The organism is Holdemania sp. (genome assembly GCF_986127675.1).
Genome location: NZ_CFQZWI010000071.1, coordinates 1 through 16,358, shown reverse-complemented (window position 1 = coordinate 16,358; position 16,358 = coordinate 1). Strand labels below are relative to the sequence as shown.

Genomic DNA, 16,358 nt, shown 5'->3' with positions numbered 1-16,358 from the left:
TAAGACCCGCATTTTACTTATTTCTAACACCTTAGTTCCCTGCCGTTTTCTCAATTAAAAATGAGTCCCATTTCTGGAACTCATCTGCGTCTTTCTTGTTTCGGTTTTTCTCTCACCAACACTATTTTTGAAAGAGCCCATAAAAAAAGATCCGGATTCCGGATCTTTTTCGCATCTTACAGAGAGTTGACCGCTTTCGCTAAGCGAGCCTTCTGACGCGCTGTGTAGTTCTTGTGCTTCAGATGGCTGGTAACGGCTTTATCTAATAAAGAATTTGCAGTGTTGTACGCTGCAACTGCCTTTTCCTTATCCTTTGCTTCAACCGCAACCAGGACTTCCTTGATCGCCGTCTTCAGCGCGGATTTTTCCGCAGTTTTCGCTGCATTTCTCTTTAAATTAGTAATCGAACGTTTCTTCTGAGACTTGATGTTTGGCATTCTGACACCTCCTCCGCATTTATACCTTAAGAATTATAACAAAAGGAAGGTGAAAATGCAAACACTAATGGAAAAAGGTGACAAGAAAACAAGCCGGAACCGGTAAAAACAAATTGTTTTCTTTTGGAATCCGACGCATAACCGGCGTTCTTTCAGCGCATACTAAGTCCGAGGTGAGCGTATGCGCAAACACAGAACCGATCTGGCCTATGAAGAAGTGCTGGATTTACAGGACAATGAGAATTTTACCCATACAAAGAAAAGTTACCGCGGGATCACGACCCATCATATTTCAATTCACCATCCGTGCGAGGAAATTGAAAAGCAGCCGGGTGAGTATATCACGATTGAGCTGGACGACCTGAACGACGCAACTCAGCGAAAGGAAGCGATCGCCGTGACTGCGGATTGTTTGAAACAGGTTGTTGAGGGCTTGAAGTGTACTGGGACGCGGACGTTAATCGTCGGGTTGGGCAATCAGGAAATCACGGCGGATTCTTTAGGTCCAATGGCGGCCCGCGAGGTGATCGTTACGGCTCATCTGCATCGGCTGAATGAAGCAGAACTGGCGCAGGGAACCAGCGAGGTCGCGGTCATCATTCCCGGTGTAATGGGGCAGACCGGTCTGGAGACCGCGGAATTTGTCCAGGCGGTCGCCCGGCAGTTTAAGCCCGACTTTGTGATCGCGATCGACGCGCTGGCAACCCGTTCCATCGAACGGATCAACCGGGTGATCCAGATCAGCGATACCGGGATTCAGCCCGGCGGCGGGGTCGGCAATCACCGCAAAGTGCTCAACGAAAAGTTGGTGCAGGCTCCCGTCGTCGCGATTGGCGTCGCCACGGTCGTCAGCATTGAAGCGCTGATCGATCAGGTTCTTTCGACGATCCAATGCGATGATTATGATAAGGTGATGGAACATATCCATTATCAGGAATCCTACCAGATGGTCGTCACGCCCAAAGAAATGGATGAGGAGGTCAAGCATTTGACGGAAGTGATTTCGACAGCGATCAATCAGGTGCTTCATCCCCGCTACTCCCAGATGTAGTCATGAGCCCCCCTTTCCCCGCATAAACTGCGGAAAGAGAGGGGGCTTTTTTCCTTGAAAACAAAGCTGAAAATTACGCTCAAATGTCTGTTGATCCTGGCCTTTCTCGTCATGACGTCATTCTTTAGCGGCTTCCGCGATTTACTTTCGCAGAATAAAACCTCGGTGCTGGAGTCGATCCTGCATCCGGTGATCGACCTGGACCGCATCTCGATCAAGGAACAGCTGGCGCTGCTGCCGGACTTCAAACAGGCGGTGGAACGAATTGATGAGGTCGTGGTCAACGAGCCGTTTGTACCGAAATTTGAAAAGGAAGAAAAACCGGAGAAAAAATCCGTTTACATCTATAACACCCATCAGTCGGAAACGTACAGCGACGGTACGACGACCTATGAAATCGGCATGGAGCTGGCGAAAATGTTAGAAGAAGAGGGTTATTATGTTTATTTTCAGACCGGGAATTTCCTGCGTGAAGCGGAGGAGGAAGGGCTGAAATACAACCAATTATATACGATTTCCCGCCGTCATATCAACGATACGTTCGCCGAACACGGCGGCTTTGATCTGGTCATCGACCTGCACCGCGACTCCGCGCCGCGTTCCGCTTCCATCTTGGAGAGCGACGGGGTCACTTATGCAAAGATGATGTTTGTCGTCGGCATGAAATCTTCCAATGCCGCTCACGTGATGGAACATTCCCGGCAATTAACCGACAAAATCAACCAGGTGATGCCGGGTATAATGAGATCAGTTTTCCAGCGGCAGTCTGTTTACAATCAGGATATGGCCAAGAACATGGTGCTGCTGGAATTGGGAACGGACCAGAACAGCACGGAGGAAGTCCGCCACTCCTTACGGATCTTAGTCGAAGCGTTAACGAACGGAGGGATCGAATGAAACGGTTTATTCTGGACGCCTTTTTGATTTTAATCGTCGTCAGTATCGGCAGTACGCTCAATCAGCAGCAGCCGGAATCCACGATCCAGCAGCGGATCGACGAATTCAACCGGCAGATTGAACAGGAAGAAGTGATTGAGCCGCCCGTTCACCGGGCCTCGATGTATCAGATTCAGGAAAACGCCGCAGGTCAGCTGGGGGCAAATATTTCCGAGATGGTCATCCGCGTCGTCGATGGTTCCGTGCGCATGATCACCTCGGCTTTCGGCCAATGAACCGCGCATCTTCCTTTTGTTTATGGTATAATCGTTGACGTAAACGAAAAAGGAGGGATGCCTCTTGAAAACAAGAGTCTTATTTATGGGCACGCCGGAATTTGCCTGCGGGATTTTACAGGCGTTAACCGAGCTGCCGTTTGTCGAACTGGTCGGGGTCGTATCGCAGCCGGACAAGAAGGTCGGGCGGCAGCAGAAGCTGCAGCCGACGCCGGTGCATGCTCTGGCGCAGCAGCTGGCGCTGCCGGTGCTGCAGCCGGAGAAGATCCGTACGGAGTATGCGGATGTGCTGGCGTTAAACCCGGAGCTGATCGTTACCTGCGCGTATGGTCAGATGGTTCCGGAAGCCGTGCTGAACGCGCCGAAATACGGCTGCATTAACGTTCATGCTTCACTGCTGCCGAAATACCGCGGCGGCTCGCCGATTCATACCGCAATCATTCAGGGCGAAACGGAAAGCGGCGTGACGATCATGCAGATGGTAAAGAAAATGGACGCCGGGGATATGCTGGCGGTCAAAAAAGTAACGATTGAAGCGGAAGATACGACGGAAATCCTGCATAACAAGCTGATGGCGGCAGGCGCGGCCTTGCTTAAGGAATGTCTGCTGGACTATATCGAAGGCCGGATTACGCCGGTTCCCCAGGATGAAACGCAGGTCAGCTTCGCCTGGAATATCACGAAAGAACAGGAGCGGATTGATTTTTCTAAATCAGGCTGGCAGATCTATAATCAGATCCGCGGGCTGATCTCCTGGCCGGTAGGCTATGGCGTGATCGCCGGACAGAAAATGAAGTTCTGGGGCGTGCGCTATCGCGAAGAGAGGTCCGGAAAGCCGAGCGGCACCATCCTCGGTTTTGACGAAACCGGGATGCAGGTCGCCGCGGGTGAAGGGATGCTTATCGTAACTGAGCTGCAGATGGAAGGCAAAAAGCGGGTCAGTGCCAGAGATTTCTACAATGGCAAAGGCAAGCAGCTGATCGGCTGTCAGTTTGAAGCGATTGCCCATCCAACCGGCACTCCGCAGGAAAGCGAAGCTTTGCCGAAGTAAAAACGAAAGCTTGAATCCGGCGGAAATCTGGCGCCAAAGGGAAAGGCGCAGCTTGTTTTTTCAGGATAAAACAGGCAGGGAATCCATCTCCTGTCAAAAAGACAGACAAAATAATCAAAGCAATTCAATAGCCCAAGCCAGCTCGATGAACTCGCTTGGGCTTTTATGTGAGAAACGTGTTACGCAAAAGGGAGGGGAATTCAAGCGCAAAGATTTAAACCTTGGAATCCTCGTTTATTATCTGATATCAGATTGTTAAGAATTACGGTATAAAGTAAGACGATGAATGCAGAAATAAGGAACCATCCTCACAATTATTGAACGGAATGCACGAAGTCAATGTTTTCCGGCTGCATTCCTTCCGCTATAATTCCGTATAAAAATTTGAAAATGCCAGTTCAATTATGCAGGTGTTCCGCTTGGATCGAAGGCCGCAAGAAATTCACATACGCTCGGCAAATCCGTCGGGAAAACGTAAAGCTCAGCCTGTTTCCCATCGTTTGAGGAGTGGTTCTGCTTTTCTTTGAGGTCGGCTTTTGATATAATAGGACAGAAGTTTAAGGAGGAATGGCGATGGATCAGTCGAAGATCAGGAACTTTTCGATCATTGCCCATATCGACCATGGCAAATCCACATTGGCGGATCGGATTCTGGAAATGACCGATACCGTTCAGCATCGGGAAATGGTTGATCAGATCCTGGATTCTCTGGATCTGGAACGGGAGCGTGGCATTACGATCAAACTGAACGCGGTTCAGCTGAAATATAAAGCAAAAGATGGCGAGGAATATATTTTCCATCTGATCGACACCCCCGGGCACGTCGATTTCACGTATGAGGTTTCACGCTCGCTGGCGGCGTGCGAAGGCGCGGTGCTGGTCGTGGACGCGGCGCAGGGAATTGAGGCGCAGACGCTGGCGAACGTCTACTTAGCGCTGGACAACGATTTGGAGATCGTGCCGGTCATCAATAAAATTGATTTGCCAAGCGCGCAGCCGGAGCTCGTCAAGGAAGAAATTGAAACCGTCATCGGACTGGATTGTACGGAAGCACCGCTGATATCGGCAAAGACCGGACTTAACGTTCAGGATGTGCTGGAAGAAATCGTGAAAAAGATTCCGGCGCCTGCCGGCGATCCGCAGGCTCCGTTAAAAGCGCTGGTGTTTGATTCCGTGTATGATTCCTATCGCGGCGTTATCGTCTTTGTCCGCGTCAAGGACGGCCGGATTCAGGTCGGGGATAAAATCCGCTTCATGAATAATCAGGCAGAATATGAAGTGCTGGAATGCGGCGTGCGCAATCCGAAGGAAGTCAAGCTCAACGCTTTGGAGTGCGGCGAAGTCGGCTGGTTTGCGGCGAGCATCAAATCCGTGCAGGACGTCAGCGTCGGCGCAACCGTCACGAAGGCGGACAATCCGGCGAACGAAGCGCTGCCGGGCTATCGAAAGATGAATCCGATGGTTTACTGTGGTCTGTATCCGACCGATTCCGCGAAATACAACGATCTGCGCGACGCGCTTGAAAAGCTCAAGCTGAACGATGCTTCGCTGCAGTTTGAGGCGGAAACGTCCCAAGCTCTGGGCTTCGGCTTCCGCTGCGGTTTTCTCGGCCTGCTGCACATGGATGTCGTTCAGGAACGGCTGGAACGGGAGTACAACCTGTCGCTGATCGCGACGGCGCCCAGCGTTATCTATCATTGCTACCTGACTGACGGCTCGATGGTCAAGATCGACAACCCGGCGCATCTGCCGGAAGTCCAGCGGATTGAACGGCTGGAAGAACCGTATGTCACTGCGAATATCATGGTGCCCAACGAATACATCGGCGCGGTTATGGAGCTGTGTCAGAACAAGCGCGGAATCTATAAAGACATGCATTACATCGACGCGAACCGCAATACGCTGGAATATGAAATTCCATTAGGCGAGATCGTGTTTGATTTCTTTGATAAGCTGAAAAGCTGTACGAAGGGCTATGCGTCGCTGGACTATGAAATCAGCGAATACAAAAAGAGCGATCTGGTCAAGATGGACATTCTGCTCAACGGCGAATTGATCGACGCCTTGTCGATCATCGTGCACCGCGATTTCGCTTATGCCCGCGGCAACTCCATTACTGTGAAGCTGAAGGAACTGATCCCGAAGCAGCAGTTTGAAATTCCGGTGCAGGCGGCGGTGAACGGGAAGATTATCGCGCGCACCAATATCAAGTCGCTCCGCAAAAATGTTCTGGCCAAGTGTTACGGCGGCGATATTTCACGAAAGAAGAAGCTGCTGGAAAAACAGAAGGAAGGCAAAAAGCGGATGAAGGCGGTCGGATCCGTAGAAATTCCGCAGGAAGCGTTTTTCATACTTACCAACATAAAAGACGATTAAAAAGGCGGTTTCTACCGCCTGAAATAAATCGTCATGTTCTTTTGCTTGTCAACTTCAATGTAATCAATCAAGGACTGCCAGAAATAGCGCTTTTGCTCATTGGTGAAGTCTTTATATTCATTTTCGAGAAAGCCGCTCAGAACGGCCTTAAATGGCTTGTAATCGGGTGCGGCTTTTTTTGTTTTCTGCTTGTCAACTTCTTCAAGCTGCTTTGTAAGAGATTTATATTCCTTTTCGTAATCGCTTAATTGAATCATATCGGCCAGGTATAGATCTTTAATCTTCGTAAGTTTGTTTTTGATCGATGCAGCATCTATTTTCTTTTCTTGTTTTTTGCTTTCTTCTTGTGCGATCTCAATCATGTATTCTTTTATTTGTTTTTCCACATTCTCCAACAAATAAGCTTCCACCACTTCCTCGCGGATCTGATGGATCTCAGTGCAGAATATCTTTTCTCCAATATTATTGGCTTTCCTTGCACAGCGATAAACAGCTTTTCTTGTCGCTCCGGGCTTGCTCAGCGGGAATGCGCCGGTCATGATATGTCCGCAGTATTTGCACCGCAGCAGACCACGAAAAATGTAAACGATACCGACCGCGCGATTTCGCACGCACATTTCTTTTCTTAGGCGTTCTGCTTCTTTCCACATTTCAATCGTGATGATCTGCGGATAATAATCGGGGATCCCCTTGTATTCTCCGGTATAGCATTTCTGACTCAAAAAGTGGGAAACGGTGGACGGTTCGCAATCATAGTCATATTTTCTCGCCAGCATTTCCCTGGCAGCCTGCCGGCTTCCGGTTTTAATGTACGTGTCAAATAAATCATAAATCATGGTCGCTTTTTCGTTCGTTACCCACTTGTGGTCCTTCACTTCGTAGCCGGTCGGACCAACGCCGAAGGTGACTTGTTTGTTCTTTCGTTTAAACTCGTTGACAGCCTTTATTCGCTCGCTTGTCTTGATCCGCTCGCGTTCAGCCAGGTTCACTTTCAGGTTAAATATAAAGCGACCGTCTGCGGTGCTGGTGTCGATGTCGTCTTCATCCACGGCGCGGAAAGATACGTTGTGCTTCTCAAATTGTTCAAGAAGTCTATTTGCGTCCAGCACGTTCCGCGAAAAGCGATCAAGCTGTGTGAATAAGACGATATCAGCATCATCAAGAGAATCAAGCATCCGGCACAATTCCTTCCGTTTTTTTATCGTGGCAGCGCTGATTCCATCGTCGATGAACGTATCGCAGATTTTGATGTGATTAACTCGGCAATGTTCTTCCATTCGTGCAATCTGCGCCGGAATGGAATATTTCTTTTGATTTCTTTCTTCAACTGAAATTCTTGCATACAGAAAACCTCTGAGCATATTTAATCATCCTTTCATTTTTACTTGATTTTTGGTAAAATGAAAGCGCAGAAAAAGGAATGATTCGTGGTCATTTTAACTGCACTGCAGCGATTACCGTCGCTGCTGATCCTGCCAGTTGGCGCTGGTGGGATTTTTTGTTTTTTTGGTAATGATTTCCGCTTATATAAATAATTTACATAATTTGGTAAAATATAATAGCAGTAACCTCCGGCCGGATATCTGCAAATGGAGGTGTTTTTTATGTATGAAGATCTTATTAAAGAGATCGCTGATCTTATATTGCTGATTACAGATCAGTCTAAACTTAAACGCATTATCGCGTTTATTCGATCAATAATATAACATTCAAGACTGGGCGCGCTCAGTCTTTTTTATATTCTTCAGCGATCTTCTTGGCGATTTTTTCTATCGCTTCCCACTCGTCATCCTCAAGCTGGCTAAGGATTCGGATAATTCGCTGCTTTGTGCAGTTGTCGTTTTCCGGTTTCATGATCGTTCCCATCCACGCAGCAAGCTCTTCTTGTTCAGATAGTTCGTTAAATGGTTCGCCCTCGCCGGTTCGCAGCCAGTTTTCATTTACATTGTAGGTCGTACAGATTACTTGAATGTTTCTATCTGTCAGGGAAATTCGACCTACTTCAATACTTGCTAAATTACCTCTTGTTATTAGTAATTTTTGACTGAATTCTTCTTGTGTAAGATTAAGGATTTCTTTTCTTAAATATTTTAATCTTTCGTAAATTTCCATGAATACAACTCCTTTTCGCCATAACTATAACATAAATAAAAAAGTTTGTAAATCACAAAATGTTGTGATTTTTGTGTTGACAATGTGATTAAGATACTATATAATGTGATTGTGATACAAAGAGGGCACACAAAACGGAGGAAAAGAAAATGGAAACAAGACCGAACACAATCGCAGAGAGAAGAAAGCGCTGGAAAGATGACAGACAATTTAACCGGGAAAACATCATAGCTAGAAAAGTAATTCTTCAAAAGCAAAATGAAGAGTTAAAAAAAATATTGAAAATTGAAAGATAGCCCTTCGGGGCGTTCCTTAATGCAGCCGCAGCCGGTGACAAGCCCGGAAGAATGCAGAGTCAAGGAAAGGAGAAAGAAAAATGTTAGAAACAAATAAAAAAGAGCTTAGAAAGCCTGCGATCGAGATGGTCAATAAGCTCCCCGAAGATGGTCAGAAGGTGTTTGAGCTTGCAGCGATGGCCTACTTGCTTGGATGTGAACAAACTCGAAGCAAGAAAGAGTTTCCCAGGTTCAATTCTGTACCCGCTCGGTGATGGAATTGTCACCGAAGCGGAACGATTGTTTTTTGATAAAGGTTATTTAAAGGAGTGATGTTAAAGTGAACGAAGATGTAGATAATTTGATCGATACGGAAGAAGCACGGAAAACAGAAAGAAGCGTGAGCGAATGAACAAAGAAATAGAAAAAACAATAAACGAGATTTGCAACTGGATTCGAGAAGAATTTAAAAACACTTCCAGTAGCCAGACGGAAAGCATTCTGCCAAAAATAATAAGTTCTCTGGCTGATTTGATCAGAGCATTGAAAACTGGTGAGCTATGAACAATCAAGTATCGGTTGATCGACTGATTAACGCATTAGCCGAGATCATGTCGACAGATGATCTAAAAGTCAAAATCAAGGTAATAAAAAAAGAATCCCCTGATAGCTTGGCGGCGTCGGGGATTCAAGATGATTCTATCGCTATAGGATCATCTCTATTTTACCACAAGCAATCAAGCTTGTGAAGGGAGGGAGAATTAAATGAAAAAATATCGGCTTAAACGTCCAGTACTGGTGGTACTCACGGCTGCGGTGACCGCCGGTGTGACGCTTAACCTGCCAGCAGCAGAGGCAGAAACCCCCGCACCCGCGCCGCAGACAGTGACAGTGATCGATCTTTATCAGCAAGACACGCCGCCCGCTTATACCGCTGAAATGGTGGTCAGCTGGCACGAGTGGCAGCCAACAGGTAAGGCTGCTGGCGTGGTGCCGGTTGCGCTGCTGGAGCTGGCCGAGGAGTACCAGATCAGCCCGGTTTACGCCGCTGCGGTGTTTGTACTAGAGACCGGCTGGGGAAGCTCGTCCGCATGGCTGACCAAACACAATCCGGCCGGCATCCGGTGCGGTGATCGGTACTGCCAGTACAGCACGGCCACGGATGGCCTCAGACGCATGTTTGAGATCATGGGCGACTATTACAACAACGGCCTGACCACGGTAGCCCAACAGCGCTCGCTGTGGTCAGAGGCTGAGGATACAGATTTAATCGTACAGCTCATGGAGCAGCTGGCAGGAGGAAATTAAGAATGAAAGTTGAAGGATTCCATTTCAAAAGAGGAATGGACAACAATATAGTAAGCATCGTTGACGATACAATCCAGATTCACAGCTACGACAACATCGGGACTGGGATCATCCGAAAAGAAAAGCTCGGATTCATTCAAAATGGTGAAATAAAATTCATTTTGAATAAAAAAGATTTCAATTTGCTTAGAAATTTTAATGAAATGGACATTTCGATGAACGGAGAAACCATTTCAATTCAATCGGGCAAAGTTAAGCTGAAAATTCAAAATCAAACGGAAGCAAAAGAATATATGCCTGACTTAAGCGGGAAAGAGCAATTAAATCTGCCGGTTGATATATTGATAGCTGCAAGTGACTTTGTTGGTGACACAGACAGAAGCAAAGGCATTTTGGTAACTCCGAATTGTGTAACTGCTTCGGATGGAAAAGTCCTGTATCGGTTCAGCATTAATACAGGCGTTGATCGCAAGATATCAATTCCGACTGATTTATTAAAAATCATCAATAAAGAGGTAAACTATTCTCCGTATCTATGCGGAAATTTGATTGTCATGAGCTGCGAAGAAGAAAAGGTTTATACCACACTGATTGAAGGATTCGTGGATGGAATTGAAAGAATCTCAGGAGGTGGAAAAGGAAAGGTGCATCTTAACAAAGGCGAACTAATCAGGCACTTAAATTTAGCTTCAAACTTTGGAACCGCGATTGTGATGGATGTATCAAACGGAGTATTAACCATTGATTCCGTACAGATTGACAGCAGCCAATCCTACACAGGAGAAATTAACGTTGAAACAAACATAAAGCAATTTAAAAAAGGTGCCGTTATTAAGAATTTAATGAAAATCGTTAAGCTGGTAAATGATGAAGAAATAAATTTGATTCTTGGTGATAGGACGTATGAGATCGCAGATGAAGACTTGTATTCTCTAACGCTTGGATTTACGATCCAAGGTTCAAAAGAAATGGAGATTTGAAATGGCGAATATCGGAATCCTTTTGAAAGTTAAAGAAAATACATTCTTCAAATTAAAGTGTGTTTCTGGATCAGTTCATCCTGCGAAAGAATATATAATCATTGATGGAATTCTGTATCAAAATGGAAATCAAAAAGCGGTGAAGGTTTCAAATGCGATTCTTGAGAATCCATACGACTTCATTGTAATTCCAGGTCTTGGAATATAAAGTTAAAACCAATGAATAAACAAGAAATGCAGAATCATCTGAATTCGTTTATTGAAGATCAATATTGCAAAGAATTATCAAAAAAGACACTGCATAAATACAAATCGGATATTCAGTCGTTTATTGACTGGCTGCCTGATGATTCTGAGATCACAAAGAAGCTGATGATCGATTACAAAAATCATCTGAAAGAAAAAACAAAAAAGACAACAAGTATAAACAGTTATATCACGGCGATTGATAAATTTGTTTATTGGCTCGGAAGAAAAGATCTTGCGTTGGAAAAAGTGAAATCGCAAATTGAATATGAGCTTGACAATGTGATCGATTTGACAGACTATAAGCGCTTATTAAAACAGGCGCGAAAATCAGGCCAAAAAGACACTGAATTAATTATGCGTGTCCTTGCTGGGACTGGTATTCGTATAGAAGAATTAAAATTCTTTACCGTTGAGAATTTAGGACCTTATATAGAAGTAACTAACAAAGGGAAAACAAGATCTGTACCGATCAGACGTGAGTTGCTTCATGATCTTCGATCTTATTGCAAAGAAAACAAAATTCGATCAGGGACTTTATTTCCTGGCCGAATACCAGGGAAGCAGCTGACCAACTCTGCAATTTGGAAACGACTAAAAAAAATCGCAGGGTCTTCAAAGGTGAAAAAAGAAAAAGTTTATCCGCACAGTTTCCGTCATTTCTTTGCATTGGAGTATTTGGAAGCGGGTGGGCTAGAAATTGAGCTTGCCGATATTCTTGGGCACAGCAGCCTGGAAACGACAAGAATTTATGTTCGCGCAACAAAAGAAAGAAAGCGCGAAAAAATGGAAAAAATGAGATACAAATAAAAGTGAAGCCGAATTTGGTGCTTTGTCCGTCTGGTTAGGTTGGCAAGGTGTTAAGGAGGTAAAAATGGGAAGACCAGTAAAAAAAGGCTTGGATTACTTCCCGTTAGATGTCGCACTAGATACCAAATTAAATTTAATAAAGGCTGAGTTTGGGTTGCTTGGGTTCGGCATTGTGATCAGGCTATTCCAATATATCTATGGAGAAAATGGGTATTACATGGAATGGTCGCAGGACGTTGCGTTAATGTTTGCGAGCAAAGAATCCGTGGGTGTTAACGCCGTGTCCGAGGTAGTCAATGCGTGTTTAAAAAGAGGTATATTTGATCAAAGCAAATTTAAAGAATTTGGAATTCTAACTTCAAAAGGTATCCAGGAAAGATATTTAGAAGCTACGGATAGAAGAATCGGTGAAAAAATTTGCAATAAATATGCCGTTTTAAATGTACCCAAAAAAGCAGTAAATGATGGCATAAACGGGATTAATGTTGACATAAATAGAGTTAATGTTAACAGAAAGTACACAAATAAAAGTAAAGTAAATAAAAGTAAAGTAAATAAAACATATAGATCTATAATCGCAGACTACACGTCAAATTTAGATCTTCGATCATCGCTTGAAAATTTTGTTGAAATGAGAAACAAAATGAAAGGGTTCACGTTAAATGCGTTGGAAATATTATTAAAAAATCTCGACAAACTCGCATCAGATGATTTATCAAAAATTGAAATTGTAAATCAATCGATAGAAAGAAGCTGGAAAGGTTTCTTTCCAGTTAAGCAGAAAAGCCCTTTTACATCGCGACGACAGGACGTGCTGCCTGATTACTACCAACAGATGAAAGCTGGATCGGATCCGGAAGTCACAGATGAAACCGATTTCGACCGCGAAGAATTTGAAGAAATCCGCCGCAAATTAAAAGAACAGGAGAAGTAGAGATGGAAAGAAAATACTACGAAATTAACGAAGCTGCAGCCCGGCGATCAAAGGAAATGATGTCCTTTGATGACTACCGCGAAGGAAGTGCGACATCAGCTTATCGACAGGAAGCAGAACAAATATACCAGCTGGCTGAGAAAGTGGCTGATAGACGGCCAGACGCCGCTGAGAAAGCGGAGAAATTAGCTGATCAGTATGCTAAATTACTGGCTGACTACTACAATACCAATTTTCGGATTGATCAGATGTGTCCGTCGGTGATGATCGCTGGACCGGCTAAATTTCCGATGAGAAAAAAAGAAAAGCAGAATCAGGCGTGGGATCGAAACCAAGAGAAGTATAAAATGTGCAAAGCGATCGAAGATAAAATCAGAAATCTGCTAAATGGTAAGGAAGTCATAACCGCCGGTGATCCGGAAGCTATAGAAAAGCTGAAAAACAAGCTGGCGAATCTTGAGCAGGCGCAGGAAACCATGAAGGCAGTCAATGCCTTTTATCGCAAGTATAAAACGCTGGACGGTTGCCCTAATTTACCTTTAGAAGAGCTGGAAAAACTGAAAATATCTTTGGACATCAATTGGCGCGCAGACCCGAAGCCGTTTGAAAGTTGGGCTTTATCCAACAACAACGCGGAAATCCGGCGTGTGAAAGAGCGAATCAAGAATCTGGAGGAAGTGAAAGCCCGGCCTGCTGACACGAAAGAGTATGACGGATTTTCGGTTGTCGAAGACCCCGAAGCAATGCGGATCAAACTGCTATTTGAAGATAAACCTTCGGCAGAAATCCGCGACATCCTAAAAAAGAATGGTTTCCGCTGGTCGCCACGGGCGAACGCCTGGCAAACGCAGCTAACCAATAATGGACGTTATCGGCTCGAGCGAGTGCTGAAGGAGCTGGAAGCGTGCTGATGGTTTATCGTCTGCTCCGTTATCCACACTTGGCGCCGTCTTACATCATGTGCAGTAATGCTGTGGAGGGCTTGCGACTCGTAAGCGGAGCGCTGAAACTACAAGAAACAGAGATAGAAGTGATCGGGATGATCCCGTGGGAGGGTAAACGATCATGATTAACCGAGTAATCTTAACCGGCCGGCTGGCTCGGGATCCTGAGCTGCGCAAGACGCAGTCTGGGTTGTCCGTCTGCGGCTTCCAGCTTGCTGTGGACCGCCCTAAACAAAAAGGGCAGGATAAGGTGATAACAGACTGGATCAGCTGCCAGGCTTGGCGGCAGTCGGCCGACTACATTTGCAGATATGCAAAAAAGGGAGCGCTGCTTGCGGTGGATGGCCGGATCCAGACGCGCAGCTATGACAATGCCTCTGGCCAGAAAGTGAACGTTACCGAAGTCGTCTGTGAGCGGGTCGAGATCCAGCGACAAGCATCAACGCAGAGCAGTGGTAAGCAACAAACAAGTTTAAATCAAGATAGCTATACCAACGATGAAGTGTTTGATAATGTCTGCATAGATGATTTGCCGTTTTAAGGAGAAAGTATGAAATACGAAGAGTTTTTAAAAACAAAAATAGAACTTGCAGCTGAAAGCGGATTTGATATCGATCCAGAAGAGATCGCACCCATTCTGAAACCGCATCAACGGGACGCGGTATGCTGGGCGATCCGCGGAGGGTGTCGGGCGCTATTTGAATCATTTGGTCTTGGGAAGACGATTCAAGAATTGGAATGGTGCAGACAGATAACAAACCATGAAGGAGGGAGGGCGCTGATTGTTCTTCCGTTAGGCGTAAAACAAGAATTTGAACGCGACGCTCGCGAATTATTAAATATCGAAGTGAAATATGTGCGAACAATGGAAGAAATCAAAAACAGCGATGAATCAATCCTGTTAACGAACTATGAGCGTGTGAGAGATGGTGATATCGATCCGGCTTATTTTACGGCGACGTCGCTGGATGAAGCTTCGGTGCTGCGAAGTTTTGGAAGCAAGACTTATCAAACCTTTCTTGATAAATTTAAAAAAGTGAAATATAAGCTTGTCGCAACGGCTACGCCGTCGCCCAACAAATACAAAGAGCTGATTCATTATGCTGGATATTTAGGTGTTATGGACACAGGGCAAGCGTTGACGAGATTCTTTCAAAGAGACAGTACAAAGGCTAATAATTTGACATTATATCCAGCGCAAGAAGATGAGTTTTGGCTTTGGGTCAGCAGCTGGGCATTATTTGCTACCAGGCCGTCAGATCTTGATTCAAGTTATTCTGATGATGGTTATGATCTTCCTCCGCTGGATGTTCGGTTTCACCGACTGCATATTGAAAACACAGAAATCACAGATCGCGACGGGCAGCCACTTCTTTATCGCGACGCTGCAGTGAGCCTTCATGACGCTGCAGCAATCAAGAGAATGAGCATTCAGGACCGTGTGAAAAAGGCAAAAGAAATCGTTGATTCAGATCCGGAAGCTCACTTTATCTTATGGCATGACCTAGAAGCGGAACGACATGAGATCAAAAAGCAAATTCCCAATACCGTGGAGATCTACGGCTCACAGGATTATGAAATTCGCGAAAAAAGAGTGATCGATTTTTCGGATGGAAAATGTCGCTTGTTTGCAACAAAAAAAGAACTATCCGGATCAGGGTGCAACTTTCAACGCTATTGTCACCGAGCGATCTTCGTTGGGATTGATTATGAATTCAATGATTTTATTCAGGCGGTTCATCGGATTTATCGATTTCTTCAGAATGATAAAGTTATCGTTGATATCATTTATACCGATGAAGAAGACAAAGTTAAAGATGTCCTTATGGATAAGTGGAAGCAGCACGATCACATGGTAGGTAAGATGATCAAAATTGTGAAGAAATATGGGTTGAGCGAAGCCGGGAAATCGGAACGGTTAAAAAGAAAGATGGGAGTAAAAGCAGTGAAAGTTGAAGGTAAATTATATACGGCAGTCAACGATGACTGTGTAGAAGAAACAAAGCGAATGAAAAGTAACAGTGTTGGATTAATCCACACGTCTATTCCGTTTTCTAATCATTATGAATATACGCCAAATTATAATGATTTCGGTCACAATGAAGACACAAAGAAGTTTTTTGAACAGATGGATTTTTTAACGCCGGAATTATATCGGATCCTGCAGCCTGGACGAGTGGCTGCGATCCACGTCAAAGATCGTGTCTTATTCGGCAACGCAACAGGTACCGGAATGCCGACGATCGAACCATTTCATGCACTTTGCATAGATCACTATATGAAGCACGGATTTCAATATTTCGGAATGATCACAGTGGTTACTGACGTCGTGAGAGAAAATAATCAAACATATCGGCTTGGATGGTCCGAACAATGTAAAGATGGGTCAAAGATGGGTGTAGGTTGCCCTGAATATATTCTTCTATTTCGGAAGCTTCCGACAAATCGATCTAATGCTTACGCTGATGATCCGGTAGTTAAATCAAAAGAAGACTATACAAGAGCACAATGGCAGATTGACGCACATGGATTCTGGCGTAGCAGCGGCGATAGATTAATGAGCAAAGACGAGCTAATCCGGATTCCGGTTTCAAATCTTCAGAAAGCATATCGAAAATATTCGCGCGAATCTGTGAGATCGGAAGAGCGTCGTGTAGGGAAA

Annotated in this window: 18 protein-coding genes; 15 read left to right on the top strand and 3 right to left on the bottom strand. The window is 45.1% G+C overall.

Annotation, left to right across the window (positions count from 1 at the left end):
• Positions 1-176: 176 nt before the first annotated feature.
• The gene (gene rpsT / locus AC5OW4_RS10820) at positions 177-437 is read right to left on the bottom strand and encodes a 30S ribosomal protein S20 (protein ID WP_006060229.1); all 261 of its coding nucleotides are present in this window, start codon (positions 435-437) and stop codon (positions 177-179) included.
• Positions 438-618: 181 nt separating this feature from the next.
• Here rpsT and gpr point away from each other — a divergent pair, with 181 nt between their 5' ends.
• The 5 genes from gpr (at position 619) to lepA (ending at position 6,087) form a co-directional block, all read left to right on the top strand.
• The gene (gene gpr / locus AC5OW4_RS10815) at positions 619-1,488 is read left to right on the top strand and encodes a GPR endopeptidase (protein WP_195548417.1); all 870 of its coding nucleotides are present in this window, start codon (positions 619-621) and stop codon (positions 1,486-1,488) included.
• 54 nt (positions 1,489-1,542) lie between these two features.
• Entirely contained in the window at positions 1,543-2,385 is an 843-nt protein-coding gene (locus tag AC5OW4_RS10810) for a stage II sporulation protein P (RefSeq protein WP_195548418.1), read from the top strand.
• A complete protein-coding gene (locus tag AC5OW4_RS10805; protein ID WP_195548419.1) occupies positions 2,382-2,660 on the top strand; it encodes a hypothetical protein in 279 nt (92 codons plus the stop codon). Before AC5OW4_RS10810 ends, AC5OW4_RS10805 begins: the two co-directional genes overlap by 4 nt.
• A gap of 64 nt (positions 2,661-2,724) precedes the next feature.
• Entirely contained in the window at positions 2,725-3,711 is a 987-nt protein-coding gene (gene fmt / locus AC5OW4_RS10800) for a methionyl-tRNA formyltransferase (protein ID WP_493676957.1), read from the top strand.
• A 573-nt stretch (positions 3,712-4,284) separates the two neighbouring features.
• Entirely contained in the window at positions 4,285-6,087 is a 1,803-nt protein-coding gene (lepA, locus tag AC5OW4_RS10795) for a translation elongation factor 4 (RefSeq protein WP_493676956.1), read from the top strand.
• Positions 6,088-6,098: 11 nt separating this feature from the next.
• On the opposite strand, the gene AC5OW4_RS10790 is transcribed toward lepA, so the two are convergent.
• Positions 6,099-7,448 carry a recombinase family protein gene (locus AC5OW4_RS10790; protein WP_493676955.1) on the bottom strand — a complete coding sequence of 450 codons (1,350 nt, stop codon included), beginning with the start codon at positions 7,446-7,448 and terminating at the stop codon, positions 6,099-6,101.
• Between the two features lie 364 nt (positions 7,449-7,812).
• Positions 7,813-8,199 (bottom strand): helix-turn-helix domain-containing protein, encoded by a 387-nt coding sequence (locus AC5OW4_RS10785; RefSeq protein WP_493676954.1) that lies wholly within the window; start codon positions 8,197-8,199, stop codon positions 7,813-7,815.
• A 149-nt stretch (positions 8,200-8,348) separates the two neighbouring features.
• Here AC5OW4_RS10785 and AC5OW4_RS10780 point away from each other — a divergent pair, with 149 nt between their 5' ends.
• The 10 genes from AC5OW4_RS10780 to AC5OW4_RS10735 all read left to right on the top strand — a co-directional run.
• Positions 8,349-8,495, top strand: a complete 147-nt coding sequence (locus AC5OW4_RS10780) for a hypothetical protein (protein ID WP_493676953.1) — start codon at positions 8,349-8,351, stop codon at positions 8,493-8,495.
• An 80-nt stretch (positions 8,496-8,575) separates the two neighbouring features.
• Positions 8,576-8,749: a hypothetical protein gene (locus tag AC5OW4_RS10775; protein ID WP_493676952.1), complete on the top strand. Its 174-nt coding sequence runs from the start codon at positions 8,576-8,578 to the stop codon at positions 8,747-8,749.
• A gap of 490 nt (positions 8,750-9,239) precedes the next feature.
• Complete coding sequence (locus tag AC5OW4_RS10770) at positions 9,240-9,782, top strand: glucosaminidase domain-containing protein (RefSeq protein WP_195397610.1); 543 nt, start codon at positions 9,240-9,242, stop codon at positions 9,780-9,782.
• Between the two features lie 2 nt (positions 9,783-9,784).
• A complete protein-coding gene (locus AC5OW4_RS10765; RefSeq protein WP_195397609.1) occupies positions 9,785-10,762 on the top strand; it encodes a hypothetical protein in 978 nt (325 codons plus the stop codon).
• Between the two features lies 1 nt (position 10,763).
• Complete coding sequence (locus AC5OW4_RS10760; protein WP_493676951.1) at positions 10,764-10,970, top strand: hypothetical protein; 207 nt, start codon at positions 10,764-10,766, stop codon at positions 10,968-10,970.
• An 11-nt stretch (positions 10,971-10,981) separates the two neighbouring features.
• A complete protein-coding gene (locus tag AC5OW4_RS10755) occupies positions 10,982-11,818 on the top strand; it encodes a tyrosine-type recombinase/integrase (protein WP_195397607.1) in 837 nt (278 codons plus the stop codon).
• 64 nt (positions 11,819-11,882) lie between these two features.
• Positions 11,883-12,752 (top strand): DUF4373 domain-containing protein, encoded by an 870-nt coding sequence (locus AC5OW4_RS10750; RefSeq protein WP_493676950.1) that lies wholly within the window; start codon positions 11,883-11,885, stop codon positions 12,750-12,752.
• Between the two features lie 2 nt (positions 12,753-12,754).
• Entirely contained in the window at positions 12,755-13,663 is a 909-nt protein-coding gene (locus AC5OW4_RS10745) for a hypothetical protein (RefSeq protein WP_493676949.1), read from the top strand.
• Between the two features lie 154 nt (positions 13,664-13,817).
• A complete protein-coding gene (locus AC5OW4_RS10740; protein WP_493676948.1) occupies positions 13,818-14,237 on the top strand; it encodes a single-stranded DNA-binding protein in 420 nt (139 codons plus the stop codon).
• Between the two features lie 9 nt (positions 14,238-14,246).
• The coding region (locus AC5OW4_RS10735) for an SNF2-related protein (RefSeq protein WP_493676947.1) at positions 14,247-16,358 on the top strand (2,112 nt) is incomplete at its 3' end.

Coding starts and splice junctions, on each gene's coding strand:
- lepA (WP_493676956.1), top strand. CDS start 4,285: ATGGATCAGTCGAAGATCAGGAACTTTTCGATCATTGCCCATATCGAC.
- AC5OW4_RS10790 (WP_493676955.1), bottom strand. CDS start 7,448: ATGCTCAGAGGTTTTCTGTATGCAAGAATTTCAGTTGAAGAAAGAAAT.
- AC5OW4_RS10780 (WP_493676953.1), top strand. CDS start 8,349: ATGGAAACAAGACCGAACACAATCGCAGAGAGAAGAAAGCGCTGGAAA.
- AC5OW4_RS10750 (WP_493676950.1), top strand. CDS start 11,883: ATGGGAAGACCAGTAAAAAAAGGCTTGGATTACTTCCCGTTAGATGTC.
- AC5OW4_RS10765 (WP_195397609.1), top strand. CDS start 9,785: ATGAAAGTTGAAGGATTCCATTTCAAAAGAGGAATGGACAACAATATA.
- gpr (WP_195548417.1), top strand. CDS start 619: ATGCGCAAACACAGAACCGATCTGGCCTATGAAGAAGTGCTGGATTTA.
- AC5OW4_RS10740 (WP_493676948.1), top strand. CDS start 13,818: ATGATTAACCGAGTAATCTTAACCGGCCGGCTGGCTCGGGATCCTGAG.
- AC5OW4_RS10805 (WP_195548419.1), top strand. CDS start 2,382: ATGAAACGGTTTATTCTGGACGCCTTTTTGATTTTAATCGTCGTCAGT.
- AC5OW4_RS10760 (WP_493676951.1), top strand. CDS start 10,764: ATGGCGAATATCGGAATCCTTTTGAAAGTTAAAGAAAATACATTCTTC.
- rpsT (WP_006060229.1), bottom strand. CDS start 437: ATGCCAAACATCAAGTCTCAGAAGAAACGTTCGATTACTAATTTAAAG.
- AC5OW4_RS10755 (WP_195397607.1), top strand. CDS start 10,982: ATGAATAAACAAGAAATGCAGAATCATCTGAATTCGTTTATTGAAGAT.
- AC5OW4_RS10775 (WP_493676952.1), top strand. CDS start 8,576: ATGTTAGAAACAAATAAAAAAGAGCTTAGAAAGCCTGCGATCGAGATG.
- AC5OW4_RS10785 (WP_493676954.1), bottom strand. CDS start 8,199: ATGGAAATTTACGAAAGATTAAAATATTTAAGAAAAGAAATCCTTAAT.
- AC5OW4_RS10745 (WP_493676949.1), top strand. CDS start 12,755: ATGGAAAGAAAATACTACGAAATTAACGAAGCTGCAGCCCGGCGATCA.
- AC5OW4_RS10770 (WP_195397610.1), top strand. CDS start 9,240: ATGAAAAAATATCGGCTTAAACGTCCAGTACTGGTGGTACTCACGGCT.